16 protein-coding genes and 1 other annotated feature are annotated in these 18290 nt (G+C 42.2%); all 16 genes read right to left on the bottom strand.

All coding sequences use genetic code 11. From position 1 onward, the window contains the following. Positions 1-210: 210 nt before the first annotated feature. The 16 genes from pyrE to CSV72_RS07850 all read right to left on the bottom strand — a co-directional run bounded on the left by pyrE (position 211) and on the right by CSV72_RS07850 (position 18270). Complete coding sequence (gene pyrE, locus CSV72_RS07775) at positions 211-840, bottom strand: orotate phosphoribosyltransferase (RefSeq protein WP_099633124.1); 630 nt, start codon at positions 838-840, stop codon at positions 211-213. Then, the gene (gene pyrF, locus CSV72_RS07780) at positions 837-1550 is read right to left on the bottom strand and encodes an orotidine-5'-phosphate decarboxylase (protein WP_099677886.1); all 714 of its coding nucleotides are present in this window, start codon (positions 1548-1550) and stop codon (positions 837-839) included. The genes pyrE and pyrF overlap by 4 nt, the downstream gene beginning before the upstream one ends. Then, complete coding sequence (locus CSV72_RS07785) at positions 1547-2461, bottom strand: dihydroorotate dehydrogenase (RefSeq protein ID WP_099677887.1); 915 nt, start codon at positions 2459-2461, stop codon at positions 1547-1549. The genes pyrF and CSV72_RS07785 overlap by 4 nt, the downstream gene beginning before the upstream one ends. Further along, entirely contained in the window at positions 2458-3237 is a 780-nt protein-coding gene (locus CSV72_RS07790) for a dihydroorotate dehydrogenase electron transfer subunit (protein WP_099677888.1), read from the bottom strand. Before CSV72_RS07790 ends, CSV72_RS07785 begins: the two co-directional genes overlap by 4 nt. Beyond that, positions 3234-6431, bottom strand: coding sequence for a carbamoyl-phosphate synthase large subunit (gene carB / locus CSV72_RS07795; protein WP_099677889.1), 3198 nt, complete (start codon positions 6429-6431; stop codon positions 3234-3236). Before carB ends, CSV72_RS07790 begins: the two co-directional genes overlap by 4 nt. Next, the gene (locus CSV72_RS07800; protein WP_099677890.1) at positions 6424-7524 is read right to left on the bottom strand and encodes a carbamoyl phosphate synthase small subunit; all 1101 of its coding nucleotides are present in this window, start codon (positions 7522-7524) and stop codon (positions 6424-6426) included. The genes carB and CSV72_RS07800 overlap by 8 nt, the downstream gene beginning before the upstream one ends. Next, on the bottom strand, positions 7524-8801 hold the full coding sequence (locus CSV72_RS07805; protein WP_099677891.1) for a dihydroorotase: 1278 nt from the start codon (positions 8799-8801) through the stop codon (positions 7524-7526). Before CSV72_RS07805 ends, CSV72_RS07800 begins: the two co-directional genes overlap by 1 nt. Position 8802: 1 nt before the next feature. Then, entirely contained in the window at positions 8803-9681 is an 879-nt protein-coding gene (locus CSV72_RS07810; RefSeq protein WP_099677892.1) for an aspartate carbamoyltransferase catalytic subunit, read from the bottom strand. A gap of 56 nt (positions 9682-9737) precedes the next feature. Beyond that, positions 9738-11024 (bottom strand): uracil-xanthine permease family protein, encoded by a 1287-nt coding sequence (locus CSV72_RS07815; protein WP_099677893.1) that lies wholly within the window; start codon positions 11022-11024, stop codon positions 9738-9740. 20 nt (positions 11025-11044) lie between these two features. Further along, on the bottom strand, positions 11045-11593 hold the full coding sequence (pyrR, locus tag CSV72_RS07820; protein ID WP_099677894.1) for a bifunctional pyr operon transcriptional regulator/uracil phosphoribosyltransferase PyrR: 549 nt from the start codon (positions 11591-11593) through the stop codon (positions 11045-11047). Between the two features lie 226 nt (positions 11594-11819). Then, complete coding sequence (locus tag CSV72_RS07825) at positions 11820-12725, bottom strand: RluA family pseudouridine synthase (RefSeq protein WP_099677895.1); 906 nt, start codon at positions 12723-12725, stop codon at positions 11820-11822. Then, on the bottom strand, positions 12725-13201 hold the full coding sequence (gene lspA, locus CSV72_RS07830; protein ID WP_099677896.1) for a signal peptidase II: 477 nt from the start codon (positions 13199-13201) through the stop codon (positions 12725-12727). Before lspA ends, CSV72_RS07825 begins: the two co-directional genes overlap by 1 nt. A 139-nt stretch (positions 13202-13340) precedes the next feature. Then, a complete protein-coding gene (gene ileS, locus CSV72_RS07835) occupies positions 13341-16100 on the bottom strand; it encodes an isoleucine--tRNA ligase (protein ID WP_099677897.1) in 2760 nt (919 codons plus the stop codon). Between the two features lie 104 nt (positions 16101-16204). Beyond that, positions 16205-16425: a binding site (T-box leader), on the bottom strand. A 42-nt stretch (positions 16426-16467) separates the two neighbouring features. Next, entirely contained in the window at positions 16468-17034 is a 567-nt protein-coding gene (locus CSV72_RS07840; RefSeq protein ID WP_099633112.1) for a DivIVA domain-containing protein, read from the bottom strand. 99 nt (positions 17035-17133) lie between these two features. Then, the gene (locus tag CSV72_RS07845) at positions 17134-17910 is read right to left on the bottom strand and encodes a YlmH family RNA-binding protein (protein WP_099677898.1); all 777 of its coding nucleotides are present in this window, start codon (positions 17908-17910) and stop codon (positions 17134-17136) included. A 69-nt stretch (positions 17911-17979) separates the two neighbouring features. Continuing rightward, positions 17980-18270: a YggT family protein gene (locus CSV72_RS07850; RefSeq protein ID WP_099633110.1), complete on the bottom strand. Its 291-nt coding sequence runs from the start codon at positions 18268-18270 to the stop codon at positions 17980-17982. Positions 18271-18290: the final 20 nt, after the last annotated feature.

Genomic DNA, 18290 nt, shown 5'->3' on the forward strand with positions numbered 1-18290 from the left:
AATTCATGTGAGTCCTCCTTGGTTATAATTAGGGGTCAAGCCGTCGACGCCTTGACACCCCGAATCATACCAAGGGGACTTTTCTATTTCAATAGGGTTCCACTAACCAAACAGGAATGCTCCCGATGGATCAGTTCACCGCGGGCCCATGGGAATGCGTCCGCCTGGAACGTCGATTAACGTTGCCCTTCCACTTACTTACTTACTTACTTACAGCGTACCTTGCTTCAACTTTGCATGCCATTCCATCAATTCATTCATAGACTCTTCCTTAACCGCGCCTTCTTCCTTCGCAACTTCAGCAAGCGCCGCAAAGTTTGTCAAGCTATGATACGAAAGATTCGCCTCCGCAAACTTCTCGTCGGCTTTCTGCAATTCATATGTAAAGATCGAGACGATTCCGCATACTTCCACGTCCTCTGCGATCAACGCATTCGCTGCATTCAGACTGCTTCCGCCTGTCGAAATTAAATCTTCAATAATAACCGCCTTCGCATTTGGCTCGATTTTACCCTCGATTTGACGGCTCTTACCATGTGCTTTAGCAGTAGATCGGATATAGACCATCGGTAACTTTAGAATATCCGCAACCCATGCTGCGTGCGGGATACCCGCTGTTGCTGTTCCAGCAATTACTGTAGTTTCAGGATAATGAACACGGATCAATGCCGCAAGTCCTTCTGCAATTTCTTTACGCCCTACCGGATCTGCCATAGTTAAGCGATTATCACAGTAGATAGGTGACTCGATTCCTGAAGCCCATATGAACGGCTCTTCTGGATTGATTGCTACTGCTCCTACATTTAATAGGATGTGCGCAACTTCTTTTTCTCTCGTCATGATGTAATTCCCTCCCACAATGTCTTTACAAGTTGATATGCTTCAAGCGGATCATCAGCGCCTGTAATCGCACGGCCTACTACGATATGTGTAGAGCCTTCCTGCTTTGCTTTCCCCGGAGTTGCCACTCGCTTCTGATCGTGGACATCACCTTGAGCCAAGCGAATACCAGGTGTTACTTTGAAGAAATCCTTACCGCACACTTCTTCAATGATTTTAGCTTCTTGTACGGAACACACCACGCCATCCAACTGTGCAGATGAAGCCAATTTTGCGTAATGCTCCACTGATTCACGAAGCGGTACACTAATAAGTTGTTCTTCTTTCACTTGACGGTCATCCGTTGATGTCAGTTGAGTCACTGCGATTAATGCAGGGCGCTTAACGCCTACAGCAGTACCAGCCTCTAGTCCTTCAAGTGCTGCTTCCAGCATCGTCTTGCCGCCCGCCGCATGAACGTTGACCATATCCACTTCAAGTGAAGCCAATACTTTCATTGCTGATTTAACCGTGTTCGGAATATCATGCAATTTCAAGTCTAAGAAGATCGAATAACCTTCTTCCTTCAATCGTGCGATCATAGCGGGGCCTTCTTTATAGTACAATTCCATTCCTACTTTGACATTGACCGAGTGATCGAATGCTTTCAGGAAATCGAATGTCTTTTCAGCTGAATCAAAATCTAATGCGATAATTGGAGAGCGGTTCATACGCGATGACTCCTTCCAACCAATTCTGAAATATGGTCAATTCCTAGTTCATCCAATTTTGCAGGTAACTGCTCGATTATGGTTGGACAAATAAATGGATCAACGAAGTTTGCTGTGCCTACAGCTACTGCACTTGCACCGGCAGACAAAAAGTCCACGACATCTTGTACACACGTAACGCCACCCATTCCAATGATCGGAATATTAACAACTTGGCTTACTTCATAGACCATGCGAATTGCCACTGGTTTAATAGCAGGACCAGATAAGCCACCTGTTTTATTCGCTATGACCGGCTTACCAGTCTTTTCATCCAGACGCATGCCGACCAATGTATTAATCATCGTAATGCCATCTGCTCCACCTGCTTCTACCGCCACTGCCATCGCTTTAATATCCGTGACATTTGGCGACAGCTTTACATAAACAGGTACAGAGGAAACCGCTTTGACAGCTGCTGTCAGTTCTTTTGCTATTTCAGGATCTGTGCCAAACAGGATCCCTCCACATTTAACATTCGGACAAGAAATATTTAATTCGAGTGCATGAACGTTTGGTGCATTTGAAATCTGTTTCGCCACTTCTACGTAATCAGCAGTTTCAGATCCTGCGACGTTCGCAATGATAGGAACATCGAATTTCTCTAACCATGGTAATTCATTACGCAACACGCCTTGCAACCCAGGATTTTGAAGACCAATAGCATTCAACATGCCCGAAGATGTTTCAGCCACACGTGGTGTTGGGTTACCGTAACGCATTTCTTCCGTAGTCGCTTTAATCATGATGGCTCCAAGCTTTGACAAATCGTACAGATTACCGTACTCCTTACCAAAACCGAAACAGCCGGATGCAGGCATAATTGGATTTTTCAATTCAAGTCCTGGCAACGTCATCGCTAATCTATTCATATCTGCACCACCCCTGCTGGAAATACTGGCCCATCCGAACATACTTTAACATATGGCTGATCTGTTGCATTTTCATTCGTATGACAGACACAAGCGAAACAAGCCCCAATTCCGCAACCCATACGTTGTTCAAATGATAAGAATCCTTTTTTATGCTCATACGCTTTTTGTACAGCATCAAGCATTGGCATAGGTCCACAACTATAAAATGTTTCAAAGTCATCAGATATCTCACTCATGACGTTCGTAACAAATCCTTGTGTACCGTTACTGCCATCCACTGTTGCGATATATGTTTCACCTAAAGCCGCAAATTCTTCTTCATAGAAAACGACTTGATCCGATTCGAAACCAAGAATGTGAATACAGTTCACTCCGTTTGCAGTTAGCTGTTTTGACAACTCATAAAGTGGAGGCACACCGATTCCGCCACCAATCAATACGGCTGTTTGACCAGCCGCAGTTTCTTCAACAGGAAAACCATTTCCTAGGGGTCCTAGTACATTCACTATATCTCCCTTACGCTTTTCAGACAAAAGCGAAGTGCCTCGTCCTTCTGCGCGATAGATAATAGTCATTTCATTTTTCTCAGGATTAATTTCAGCTATTGAAATCGGTCGTCGCAATAACGGCTCAAATGAATCCGACACTCGTATGTGGACAAATTGGCCCGGAGAAGTAATTTCTCCGACCAACTTACCTGTTAATTTCATTTCAAAAATATTTTTCGCGATTTCCTGTTGCGATCCGACGGTCATCAAATCTTGGATGATCATTGAATCACCTGTGGCTTTGGCATTGAATCCGTCTGGAACGTCATGGACTCGATGACAGATAGCATAGCTGCAGCTGTATCAATTGAAGTTAAGCAAGGAACACCATTTTCTACTGTTTCGCGGCGAATTCTAAAGCCATCACGTGCCGGTTGTTTCCCTTTAGTCAATGTGTTGATGACCAATTGCGCTTGACCTTTTTGGATAACATCGATCAACGTCGGACCTTCTGTGCCAATTTTACCTACTGTTTTCACTTCGATATTTTCTGCTTCAAGTACTTTAGCCGTACCTTCTGTTGCCACAATACGATATCCCGTTTCAATGAAACGTTTTGCAATATCAACAATTTCTTCTTTATCTTTATCGGAAACTGTCATTAGCACGGTACCGTATTCTTTTACTTCCATTCCAGCCGCTACTAAGCCTTTGTACAAAGCTTTTTCCAATGTTACATCTTTACCCATTACTTCACCTGTTGATTTCATTTCAGGCCCAAGTGTAATGTCTACACGACGAAGCTTTGCGAAAGAAAAGACTGGTACTTTGACATAGACGCCTGCTGGTGCTTGTGCAAGTCCGTCGGTATAACCTTGTTCCAAAATAGATTTACCCAAGATCGCTTGAGTTGCGACATTTGCCATTGGGATATTCGTAATTTTACTCAAGAATGGTACTGTACGGCTTGAACGTGGGTTCACTTCGATTACGTAAACTTGTCCTTCCGAAATAACGAACTGGATATTCATTAACCCGCGAATTTTGAGCCCAAGTGCCAAACGTTTCGTATAATCAGCAATCGTTTCGATCATGGATTGCGACAAGTTTTGTGGAGGAAAAACTGCAATTGAGTCACCCGAGTGAACGCCTGCACGCTCGATATGTTCCATGATGCCAGGAATTAACACGGTTTCTCCGTCACAAATTGCATCGACTTCGATTTCCGTTCCTGTTAGGTACCGGTCGATCAATACTGGATGTTCAGGGCTAGCTTTTACCGCGTTCTCCATGTATTGAAGTAATTCCTCTTCATAGTAGACGATTTCCATTGCACGGCCACCTAATACATACGATGGACGGACTAGAACTGGATAACCAATTTCTGTTGCGATAACGACTGCTTCTGGAACTGATAAAGCCGTCTTTCCAAGTGGCTGTGGTACACCAATTTCATGCAAAGCACTCTCAAATTTATCACGATTTTCCGCACGGTCTATATCTTCAAGTGATGTACCTAAAATTTTCACGCCGCGCGCTTCCAATTCATCCGCTAAGTTAATCGCTGTTTGACCACCGAACTGTACAATGACACCTTCAGGTTGCTCAAGATCTACGATATGCATGACGTCTTCAATCGTTAACGGTTCGAAGTACAACTTATCAGAGATTGAGAAGTCGGTCGAAACTGTTTCAGGATTATTATTGACGATGATTGCTTCATAACCTGACTGTTGTATAGCCCATACGCAATGTACGGTCGCATAATCAAACTCTACACCTTGCCCAATACGTATTGGGCCTGAACCTAATACGATTACGCTCTTCTTATCCGTTCTTACTGATTCATTTTCGTCTTCATACGTACCGTAGAAGTACGGTGTATCCGACTCATATTCTCCAGCGCATGTATCCACTTTCTTATAGACAGGAACTAAACCTTGAGCTTGTCTCCAGTCATATACTTCACGCTCTGTTGTTTTCCATAACTTCGCAATCGTCATGTCAGGGAATCCAAGACGCTTTGCTTTATAACCAATTTCCTTATCATACGGATTATCTTTCAATATCTCTTCATACCGAACGATGTTTTCGAATTTACGTAAGAAGAATAAATCGATTGCGCTCCACTCGTGTATAGTTTCGATTGTTACACCCCGACGTAATGCTTCTCCGATGAAGAATAGACGCTCATCGCCAGCTTTGCGAATCCGTTGTTCGATCCATTCATCGGACATTTCATTGCCACCTGGAAGTGATAAATCGAATTGACCTGTTTCCAAAGAACGAACAGCTTTCATGATGGACTCTTCAAAAGTACGGCCCATCGCCATTACTTCACCTGTCGCTTTCATCTGCGTACCCAAGTTCCGTTTCGCCGATTCGAATTTATCGAATGGCCAACGCGGGATTTTCGTTACTACATAGTCTAATGTAGGCTCAAAGCAAGCATACGTATTACCTGTTACCGGATTCATCATTTCATCCAGCGTTAAACCGACAGCAATTTTCGCAGCAAGCTTCGCGATTGGATAACCTGTCGCTTTGGAAGCTAATGCAGATGAACGACTCACACGCGGGTTCACTTCAATAATGTAATAATCAAAGCTATCCGGATCGAGTGCTAGCTGTACGTTACAGCCACCTTCGATTTTCAACTCGCGAATGATGTTCAATGAAACGTTACGAAGCATCTGGTTTTCACGGTCAGTCAATGTCTGACATGGCGCCGTTACGATAGAATCTCCTGTATGGATACCCACAGCGTCGACGTTCTCCATGTTACATACGACAATTGCATTATCTGCGGAGTCACGCATTACTTCATATTCAATTTCTTTGAAGCCTGCGATGGATTTCTCTAGAAGACACTGTGTAACTGGGCTATATTTCAAACCGCTCGCTACGATTTCTTCTAAATCTTCATCATTGTGACAAATTCCGCCACCCGTTCCACCAAGCGTAAACGCCGGACGGACGATCACTGGATAACCAATTTCATTAACAAATGCATAGGCTTCATCAATGTTATGGATGATTTCACTGTCTGGAACAGGTTCACCCATTTCATTCATTAATGTACGGAACAAATCGCGGTCTTCCGCTTTATGGATCGCATCGAGTTTTGTACCTAAAATCTCAATTCCTAGTTCATCTAGAATTCCTGATTCGTGCAATTCAATGGCCATGTTTAAACCAGTTTGACCGCCTAGAGTCGCTAGTAGTGCATCTGGGCGTTCTTTACGAATAATGCGGCTAACGAATTCAAGTGTGATAGGCTCGATATACACTTTATCCGCCATTTCAGTATCCGTCATAATAGTTGCTGGGTTTGAGTTGATCAGAATGACTCGGTACCCTTCTTCTTTAAGAGATAAACAGGCTTGTGTACCTGCATAGTCAAATTCTGCTGCTTGTCCAATTACAATTGGACCTGAACCGATCACGAGGATGGATTTTATGTCAGTACGTTTAGGCATTAGTATTCTCCTTTCGGTTGCTTGTAGTCATTAGTTGAATGAAACGCTCAAATATATAGTTAGAATCTTGTGGTCCTGGTGATGCTTCCGGGTGAAACTGTACAGCGAATGCTTCCAGCTTTTCACTTCGAAGCCCTTCGATACAATTGTCATTCAACGCTCTATGTGTCACTTCAAGACCTGTTCCTGCTAAAGAATCTTCAAGCACTTCATACCCATGACTTTGCGCTGTTAGATCGGTACGATTCGTATTCAAGTCTTTTACTGGATAGTTACCGCCAATATGGCTGTTCTTCATTTTCGCTGTTTTAGCACCGCATGCGAGGGCAAATAATTGATGGCCCAGTCCGATACCGAAGATAGGTTTCTTGCCAAGTAATTCCTTGATTGTTTCGACTGCACCTTCTACGTCCTCAGGATTTCCTGGTCCATTTGATAATAAAATACCGTCTGGGAACAACGCTGAAATTTCTTTTGCTGATGTATCGTGAGGTACGACTATAACATCGCAGTCCTTCTTATTTAATTCACGCAAAATGCCATGTTTAATACCATAGTCGATGACGACGACACGCTTGCCTAAGCCTGGGCTTGGATATGGACGCTTAGTAGATACTTTGGCTACTAAATCTGTCGGCAATTCATATTGTTGTAGTTCTGCAACAGTTGCATCGGTATCGATCTCTTCTCCAGCAGCGGTTAATTTACCTCGTAACGAACCTTTGTCACGTAACAGGCGTGTTAGTTTACGCGTATCAATCTCTTGGATGCCTGGGATCCCTTTTAAGATAAGCAAGTCTCCTAGTGACATGCCGCTACGGAAATTTGAAGGCTCTTCTGTCAACTCTCTGACGACTAAACCGTTGATTGCTAAGTCGATGGATTCATAATCGTCTCGGTTAATACCATAGTTACCGATTAGCGGATAGGTCATCACAACAATTTGTCCACAACCTGAAGGATTTGAAATCGTCTCCTGATATCCTGTCATGCCTGTTGCAAACACAGCTTCTCCTATTGAAGCATTTTCTGCTCCAAATGCTTTTCCTTCAAAAATGGAACCGTCTTCCAATACTAAGTATCTTTTTGTCATCATTGACCATCCTTCCATACGATGTTCCCACCGAAAATTGTCATTACAGGCCATCCAGCGCATTCCACTCCGTCAAATGGTGTGTTCTTACCTTTTGAAACAAATGTCGTACGGTCGATTTTTTGTTGCTTTTCCAGATCAAGTAATACTAGATCTGCTTCAGCACCTACTTCAAGCTTACCGTACGGCAAGTTGAACACTTCTGCAGGCTTCACTGTCATCCAGTCAAGAAGTTGTTTGAGTGTCCAGTATCCTGGCTTGACGAAATTTGTATAGAGTAAAGGAAATGCTGTTTCAAATCCTGTGATGCCAAACGGTGCTTTTGCAAAACCTACTGCTTTTTCATCTGCTGTATGCGGTGCGTGGTCAGTTGCGATACAATCTAATGTGCCATCCATCAAACCTTCACGTAATGCATCGCGGTCTTCGATGGCACGTAGCGGAGGATTCATTTTCCAGTCCGCATCATCTCCAGGCACATCATCTTCTGTCAACAACAAGTGGTGAGGGCTGACTTCCCCTGTTACATGAATACCTGCTCTTTTTGCGTCTCGGATTACGCGAACCGATTCTTTTGTGCTGACATGACATACGTGATAATGTGCGCCCGCCGCTTCCGCAAGTAAAATATCGCGTGCAATATGTACGGATTCTGCGATGGAAGGAATTCCTGGTAAGCCCAGTTCTTTATTACGTTTTCCTTCGTGCATTGCGCCCCCATAGATTAATGTATTGTCTTCGCAGTGCGCGACAATAGCCATGTCGATCTTCGCTGCATCTTGCATCGCTTCGTACATCATACCTGCTTCTTGTACACCTACACCGTCGTCCGTGAAAGCGAATGCGCCATGTTCTTTTAATTCAGAAAGATTAGTGCGTTCTTTTCCCGCTTCTCTGATTGTAATCGATGCATAAGGAAGCACACGAATTTTAGCATTATCTTTAATTAATGTATTGACCTTTTCAAGGTTTTCTTTTGTGTCGGGTACTGGACGCGTATTTGGCATTGGACAAATTGTCGTATATCCACCTTTAGCTGCCGAATGTGTACCTGTTTCAATCGTTTCTTTATGTTCCCCGCCTGGCTCGCGTAAATGTACGTGTACATCGATGAAACCCGGTGATACGAGTAACCCTTTTCCTTCGATTACTTCATATCCGTCTGTTGCTAGTTGATTACCTATTTCCGCAATCTTTCCATCTGCAATTTTAATATCTGTTTCGACGATCTTGCCTTCTTCGTTTACCATTTGCACTTGTTGAATTAACGTGTTCATATTACTTCCGCCCCTTCAATATAAGTTCTAGAACAGCTGCCCGAATGTAGACGCCGTTTTCTACCTGTTTAAAAATTCGTGATTGCGGACTTTCTATTAAACTATCCGCTATTTCTACATCACGATTTACTGGAGCTGGATGCATGATAATTGCACCTTTTTTCATTCTAGCTGCCCGTTCTATAGTTAGACCGTATTGCTCGTGATAAGCAGCTTTCGTATATGCCATCTCTGTATTGTGACGTTCGTGTTGTACTCGTAGGAGCATAACAACATCACTCGTTTCAATTACTTCGTCCCAATCGTAGACACTGTCGAATTCCCCCGCCCATTCTGGTGGGCAAAGGAACGTGACCTCAGCTCCTAACTTCCGCAAAGCTTCTGCATTTGAGCGAGCTACACGACTGTGGGCGATATCTCCCGCAATCAATACTTTCAGTCCTTCAAAATGACCGAATTCCTCTTGTATTGTGAAGATATCGAGCAGGGATTGTGTCGGGTGTTGACCTGATCCATCGCCTGCATTAATGATTGCAACATTCGTTCGTTTAATTAGTTCTTCATAGAAACCATCTGCTGGATGACGAATGACTAAGGCATCCAAACCTATTGCTTCCAACGTCCTAATCGTATCATACAAAGATTCACCTTTTAAGGTACTTGAGAAACTCGTCTCAAAGGGGATGATTTGCGCGCCTACTTTACGTTCTGCCATTTCAAAACTTGTTTTCGTTCTGGTACTCGGTTCAAAAAACAAGTTGCAGACGGTGTATGTTCCAGGCAATTCCCTGAAGCCTAGCCGCTTAAAAATCGCTGCTCGATCGAGTATGAGCATGATTTCTTCCACTGTCAGGTCTTTCATTGAAACTAAATGTTCCATCAGATGTTCCTCCTTCACGAAATGCAAGTACTTCATGCACGAACTGCTTTTTGTTTTTATTCTTCCTCATCCATCAAGGTATCATCTGTTTTACCTGGCAATACTAGGTTCAACAGAACTCCGACAATTGCAGCCAGTGCCATACCACCGATTTGGAATGTTTCGCTTATGTTAATAGTCGCCCCACCGATTCCTATGACGAGAATGATGGATGCAATGACAAGATTCCGCTGATTATCAAAGTCGATCTTGTGGTCGATGAGCATCCGCATTCCTGATGAAGCGATGATACCAAACAACAGAATGGATATCCCGCCGAGTACTGCTGTAGGAATCGTGGCAATCAACGCCATAATTTTACCTATAAAGGAGAAGAGTATCGCAAATACTGCAGCCCCCATGATCACATAAACACTGTAGACCCGCGTGATAGCAAGTACACCGATATTTTCACCATATGTAGTTTTGGGTGGTCCTCCGACTAGACCACTCATAAGTGTCCCCAGTCCATCACCAAGCAATGATCTGTGTAATCCAGGACTTTCAATATAATTTCGGTTTACTACTTTTCCTAGAACAAGCTGGTGCCCAATATGCTCAGAGATTGTGACAATCGCGATTGGAACCATAATGATCAGCAATGTCGGTGTTACGACAAACTCATAATCAACACCCGGAATCAGCATCTCCGGTACCGCAAACCACTTGGCTTCTACCACTTTGCTAAAATCTAGAATACCGATGAAAGCGGAGTAGATATATCCAACTACTATACCTATGAGAACTGGCATCAAGCTGATAATTCCTTTAAAGAACATCAAGCAGAATACTGCCGAAGCCAGTGTTACTAAAGCCGCAGAAAAGTGTAAGCCACTGTATACATCCGCTCCGTTAACATTAATCGTGCTCGCCATATTAATAGCTGTCGGTGCAATGGCCAATCCGATGACCATAATGACAGGTCCCACTACGATAGGTGGTAATAACTTCATAATCCAGTTGTAGCCAGTTTTATAAATCAGTAACGATATAATCGCATAGACCAATGCCACGAACATACTACCGATCATTGCACTGCCGATTCCGCCAGATTGTGTCGCCATCTGAATCGGTACAATAAAAGCGAATGAAGAGCCTAGATAGGCTGGTACTTGAAACTTTGTCACGATAATAAATACGATCGTTGCGATTCCACTCGTTAATAGAGCGATGGCAGGGCTTAAACCTACTAGTTGTGGTACTAAAATTGTAGCCCCAAACATGGCGAACATATGCTGTAAACTTAGTGCCAGCCAGCGAATAGGTTGCGGTTTTTCATGTACATCCAATACTTTTACACTCATCTATCATTTCCCCCAGCCGCTTATAATGTTCGTGTGTGAATGGTAACTCCATCCGTCCCATCTTTTTCAATCACACTCACTACTACTCGTTCTTCATTTGAAGTCGGGATATTCTTTCCGACAAAATCCGGACGTATCGGTAATTCGCGATGACCTCGGTCTACTAATACAGCTAGCTGTATGGAAGAAGGTCTTCCTAAGTCCATGATGGCATCTAATGCAGCCCGAACCGTCCTACCTGTATAGAGAACATCATCTACAAGGATGACTTTTTGATTCGCTACATCATGTTCAATATCTACCTGTTGTACAAATGCTTCTCCTTGCTGATTCTTTAATTGAAGATCATCCCGGTACAATGTGATGTCCAGTTCACCTGTTTTAATAGGTTTACCTTCAATCAGTTCAATTTTATCTGCTAGGCGATTCGCTAGTATCGCACCTCTTGTCTTGATGCCAACTAATATACAGTGATCAATGCCTCGGTTCTTTTCAATAATTTCATGGGCAATGCGTGTGACCGCCCGTGCGATAGCTTGTTCATCTAGTATTTCTGCTTTTTCCGTCATATCATTAGATCCCCTTTCCTTTTACCTTTTTTTATAAAAAAAGCCCTCCAGTCAGAGTAGACTGGAGGGCGGACGTGCAGAAAAAAGCATACATCGATACTTACCGCAGTAAGCTATCATGTAATTCCGTGCAACCTTCCCAGCCTCACAGGACTGACGTTAAAGGTATCGCTATTCAATTGCTTAATAGAGTATACAACTCGTAATAAGCGTTTGTCAACGCTTATTACAAACGTAATTCATCGAGTAATTGTTTGTAATTTTCAGGTAACGGCGCAGTAAACTCCATATATTCACCTGTTGTCGGATGATCAAAACCAACAGTACCCGCATGTAGTACTTGACCGCCAAAATCAATTGTTTTTCTCTGACCGTATTTCGGGTCTCCTACAAGGGGATAACCAATATATTTCATATGCACACGGATCTGGTGAGTTCTTCCTGTTTCCAGGCGGCATTCAACCAATGTATATGCGCCAAAACGTTCAAGAACCTTAAAGTGTGTAACTGCATTTTTCCCCTCATCCACAACCGCCATTCGTTGACGATCACGTTTGTCACGCCCGATTGGTGCATCTATTGTACCGTTATCATGCGGAATATGTCCGTGAACTAAAGCAGTATATACACGATTAACTGATTTAGCAACGAGCTGATTAACTAATGAAACGTGCGCTTTATCATTTTTGGCTACCATCAATAACCCCGAAGTATCTTTATCAATACGATGCACAATACCAGGACGCAAGACACCATTAATACCTGACAAATCTGTTACTTGGTGCATCAATCCGTTCACTAAAGTTCCACTCACATGACCTGCTGATGGGTGAACAACCATTCCGACCGGTTTGTTGACAACCAATACGTCTTGATCTTCATAAACGATTTCAAGATGTAAATTTTCAGCTTCTACATCATACTCTTCCACTTCTGGTAGCTCGACAATGACTTGATCGTCTGTTTTCACTTTATAGTTCGGTTTAACTGAACTGTCATTTACCTTAATATGTTCATCTTTTACCCATTGCTGGATTTGCGTACGTGACCAGTCCGGTTGTAAAGTAGCCAATGCTTTGTCTATTCGATTACCTGTAAGTTCTTCTGTTATTTCATATTTAAATCTTCCCATTACGACACCTTTTTCTTTTTCTTTTTTTCATCAAGCACTACGTGTAACAAAATAAGTATGACAGCAATTGTCAGCGCGGCATCTGCCACATTAAATATCGGAAAATCATAATTTATAACAGGAATCAAGACGCTAATGAAATCTACTACTTCTCCTCTTACCAGCCGATCGATAAAGTTCCCTATCGCACCGCCTAGCAATAACATTAGACTCACACCTAGTAGTCGATCCTTTTCACCTTCTGTATGGAAGAAATAAATTATAGCTGCTACAACTACAATGGTCACAATAAAAAATAGCCACATCTTCCCTTCAAGCATTCCCCATGCAGCACCACGATTACGGTGAGATAGCAATGAGATATAAGGATCCAGAACAGAGATATGTTCACCTAACTCCATATTTTTTACGACTAGCCATTTCGTCAACTGATCCAAGCCAACGATCAGTGCAGCGATTGCATAATAAACGATCACTTCATTACCCTCCGTCCAGCTAATTTCTTCTTTAGTTTACCACAAAAACTCGTCTTCCATTACGTTTGTTAGTCCCGCTATGTAAAAAAAGCCATCATCATCCACGAATGAATGATGATGGCTGTAACATCAAAATTGCTTACGCATAGTTTTCTTTCACAACAGTCGCGCATCGTGTACATAGTGTCGAATGTTCTGCATCTTCTCCAACTGTTTCAGAGATTGTCCAGCATCGTTCACATTTTTCACCTTCAGCAGGTTCTACCAAGACCGTTGCATTTTCTAGTTTCAATGCATTCGGCAACTCTGCATCTGTACTCTCTTCAAAGTCCGAGACGATGAAGAATTGTGCGAAATCAATATCCTCTGCTTGCAAAATACCACGTTGAGCTTCAGGCAATACAACAGTAACTTTTGCCTCCAAAGATTTCCCGATTACTTTCGCGTTTCGTGCTTCTTCAAGAGCTTTCAAGACATCATCACGAATATCCATCAAGTTATCGAAGCGCTCACGAAGCTTGTCCGCTACTTCGCCTTTATGTTCAGCTTCAGGCATATCCGTCAATTGGACACTATCTTCTTTAACGTACTGAATATATTTCCACATTTCGTCTGCTGTGTGTGGCAAGATTGGCGTGATGAGCTTGACTAGTGTAATCAAGGTATCATGCATCACCGACTGCATTGCACGACGATCTGGTTGATTCTCAGCTTCGATATAGACTACATCTTTCGCAATATCCAGGTAAAGCGAGCTCAATACACCTGTACAGAAATTATTGATTGCGTGGTAGACAGTAGGGAACGCATACTGCTCGTAAGCTGTAAGCACTTCCTCAGTCAAATCTTGCAACTTCACATAGACGTACTGATCAACTGCACGCATATCATCAAATGCTACACGATCTGTAGCTGGATTAAAGTCGGCTACGTTACCGTGCAAGAAACGAATTGTATTACGGATCTTACGGTAGACTTCTGAAACTTGCTTAAAGTTCGAATCAGACACACGAACATCAGCTGTATAATCTACAGATGATACCCATAGACGCACGATGTCTGCGCCAAGTTGATTGATGACTTTTGAAGGGACGATTACATTCCCTAGAGATTTACTCATCTTACGGCCATTTTTGTCCAATGTGAAACCATGGCTCAAGATGCCCTTGTACGGTGCAATACCATTGATCGCTACGCTAGTCGTCAATGACGAGTTAAACCAACCGCGATATTGATCGGAACCTTCAAGATATAAATCTGCCGGATAACGAAGGTTATCACGTTCATCAAGTACACCTTGATGTGTTGTTCCAGAGTCGAACCAGACATCCATAATGTCCGTTTCTTTCGTGAACTCGCCATTTGGACTTCCTTCGTGCGTGTAGCCTTCAGGTAATAGTTCTTTTGCAGAACGTTCGAACCAAACATTTGATCCATGCTCACGGAATAAATCTGCTACATGACTGACCGTTTCATCTGTCAGAATTACTTCGCCATTTTCCGCATAGAATACCGGGATTGGAACACCCCATACACGCTGACGAGAAATACACCAGTCGCCACGGTCACGGACCATATTGAATAAACGCGTTTCACCCCAAGAAGGTGTGAATGTAGTAGTACGAATTGCTTCGAGTAAATCACTTCTAAACGATTCAATAGAAGCGAACCATTGTGCAGTCGCACGGTAGATGACCGGCTTCTTTGTACGCCAATCATGCGGATACGAGTGAGTGAAGAATGACAACTTTTGAAGCGCTCCGACTTCTTCCAGTTTTTCAGTCACTGCTTTATTCGCATCTTCATAGAACATACCTTCGAAGAACGGTGCTTCTTCCGTCATGACACCGCGGTCATCAATTGGAGATAATGCATCGATTCCGTATTGCTTACTCACGTAGAAGTCATCTTCACCGTGACCTGGTGCTGTGTGAACACAGCCTGTACCAGCATCTGCAGTAACATGCTCACCTAGCATAACTAATGAATCACGATCATAGAATGGATGTCTCGCAACGATGCGATCAAGCTCTACACCTTGAATTTCCTTTTCGATTGAGTACTCTTCCCATTCCAGTTCTTTCGCCAAATACTCCACTAAGTCTTTTGCTACTACAAATTTCTCATTTTGTACTTTTACTACTGCATACGTAAATTTAGGATGAACAGAAATTCCTAAGTTTGCAGGAATTGTCCAAGGCGTTGTTGTCCAGATCAGGAACTTCACATCATGATCCAGTACACCTTTTCCGTCTTGGATTGGGAAGCTTACATAAATAGATGCAGACTTTTTATCCTGATATTCGATTTCTGCTTCTGCCAACGCTGTCTCACTTGAAGGTGACCAATAAACAGGCTTTAATCCTTTATAGATATATCCTTTTTTAGCCATTTCACCAAATACTTGAATTTGACGAGATTCAAATTCAGGCTTCAACGTGATATATGGATTGTCCCAATCTCCGCGAACACCTAAACGTTTAAATTGCGTACGTTGATTGTCGATTTGTTGAAGTGCATACTCTTCACACATTTTACGGAATTCAGCCGTGCTCATTTTCTTGCGATCGACTTTTTTATTTACAAGTGCTTGCTCAATCGGCAAACCATGTGTATCCCACCCCGGTACATACGGAGCACGGAAGCCAGACATTGATTTATAACGAATGATAAAATCTTTTAATACTTTGTTAAGTGCGTGACCCATGTGTAAGTCACCGTTCGCATAGGGAGGTCCATCATGCAATATGAAGGACGGACGATCTGCAGTACGTTCCTGCACTTGCTGATAGATATTCTTTTCATTCCACTCTTCCTGCATTTTCGGCTCATTATTTGGCAGGTTGCCACGCATAGGGAAATCAGTTTTTGGCATAAGCAATGTATCTTTATATTCCATTATAATTCCTCCTTAAAATATGGGTGATTCATTTTTTCTGTAGAAATGAAATCAACTAGTTCCAGGCACTCTTACGCTTGAGAAATCAGAAAAACCCCATCCCAAAAAGGGACGAGGTTCATTCTCGCGGTACCACCCTACTTGCAATTGCATAAAGCAATTGCCGCTTAGACACTAATAACGGCAGTGTGATACCGAGAACCAAGATTTACATAAAGGTTCTAGCTCAGGAGTGATTTTCCTTTTTGATGTACCACCGGGCTTACACCGCCCCCGGCTCGCTATGGGCAATATCAGAAAGTACTCTTTCCGTCAACGCTTCTTCGTTTTGATTTACTTTTCATTATAAAAATGTGTTCGGAAGTTGTCAAGCTTCTTCCTTCTTCTTAACTAGTTCTTCGTCTAGACTGTCTACATTCGGAATATCTAACTCTTGCTCAGCTACACTTTCTACGCTGGATGTATCCAACTCATACTTCAATAGGTCGTCCCAATCTTCTGTATTGATCATATCAAGTTGTGCTTCTACCATCATCTTGAAACGGCTTTTGAATACTTTTGACTGTTTCTTCAACACTTCCACTTCAAGAGCAATCTTTCTTGCCTGCGCGAGTGCGTCATTCACAAGACGGTCTGCATTCTTTTCTGCTTCGGAAATGATTAACTTTGATTCTTGAATAGCATTTTTACGAACGTCTTCTGCAGCTTCTTGTGCAATTAGAATCGATTTTTGCATCGTTTCTTCTATTAAATTAAAGTGAGTAATCTTTACTTCATTATCAGAAACCGTTTTTTCAAGATCTTCATTTTTCTTTAGTACATTTTCATAGTCTTTCATCAGTTGTTCTAGAAAACCATTCACTTCATCTTCATCATAGCCACGAAATTTCGTATTAAACGTTTTGTTATGTATATCCGTAGGGGTTAAAGCCATAATACGCTTTCTCCTTTCAGTATGCTTACATAGTTCACAGTGTGATTGTGTTTACTACTTGATTAAACACTACTTTTCTTAATTTATCAAGGATTCAATTCAGACTAGCGCACCGATCATCACCCGAATTTTATCTTTCTTTGTACGGCCTTCGATACTCATGATTCTAAAGCGGCCATATCCTCTGATGGATAGAACATCATATTCTTCTACTTCAAATGCTTGTTGATCAATCATAGCCCAGTTCACTTTTACTTTCTCCGCCTTAATAAGTGACGAAGCTTTAGCTCTTGAACTGTTTGTTAATGCCGCTACAACTACATCCAAACGCAATGAACTGACAATATGAAGCTCTTCCGTCCACTCTTCTTTTACATTGATGAAGTCTTCTGTGATCAGAACTGGCTCTACCGAAACTTTCACTTTGCCGACTTGGGTGAAATGGACATGGATGTATTCAGACACTTCCTGAGCAACCGCAAATTGTACTGCTTCTTCGGTTAGTTGAATATCACCAAACCGCGAACGCTCAATTCCAACAGACAGTAAAGATCCAAGTAGTTGGGAATGCTTCATTGTGACGAATTTCTGCGGATAGTTCACCTTATATATACTGATTTGAAAATCCTCTTTGGTCGGAGTGTAATAATCAGGGTAGATTAACACACGCTGGCGTTCCGCATCGTGAAAACCACCTTCAGCCGTCAACGTAAGATCTGAATTCCTCACAATTGATTCTGTTATGAAGCGCTGACGTGGATCCATAAACTCAGTTAGCTTAGGTGCGTACGTATCTTCTACTTCTTTAACCCAACTATTTACTTTTTCAATAAACGGTTGTTCTTCTTTACGAAAATGTTGAAATATCGAATCCATTCTATTTCTTCTCCTTATATAAAAAAATCCCCACCTTGTGAGGATTTCCAATTTCAGTTAAGGTTATACTTAATTTACTAATGCTTGGAAGATCATTAAATAAATCTGACCAATCCCTCGGCTAATTAATTGTAATGATAGTAATGCAACAATCGGTGAAAAATCAATCATACCAAATGGCGGTATGAACTTACGGAAAAAACCTAAATAAGGTTCTGCTACTTTTGCTATAAGCTGCCCAAATTTGGTTTCTCTAGTAGAAGGAACCCATGACATTAAAATATAAATGACCAACAGGATAGAATATAATTGTAGGGCTCCAGAGATCAATAAATAAGAATTATTTAATAATGCGATCATAATAACATGTACACCTCATT

The organism is Sporosarcina sp. P20a, from assembly GCF_002743175.1.
In the GTDB taxonomy this organism is placed as follows: domain Bacteria; phylum Bacillota; class Bacilli; order Bacillales_A; family Planococcaceae; genus Sporosarcina.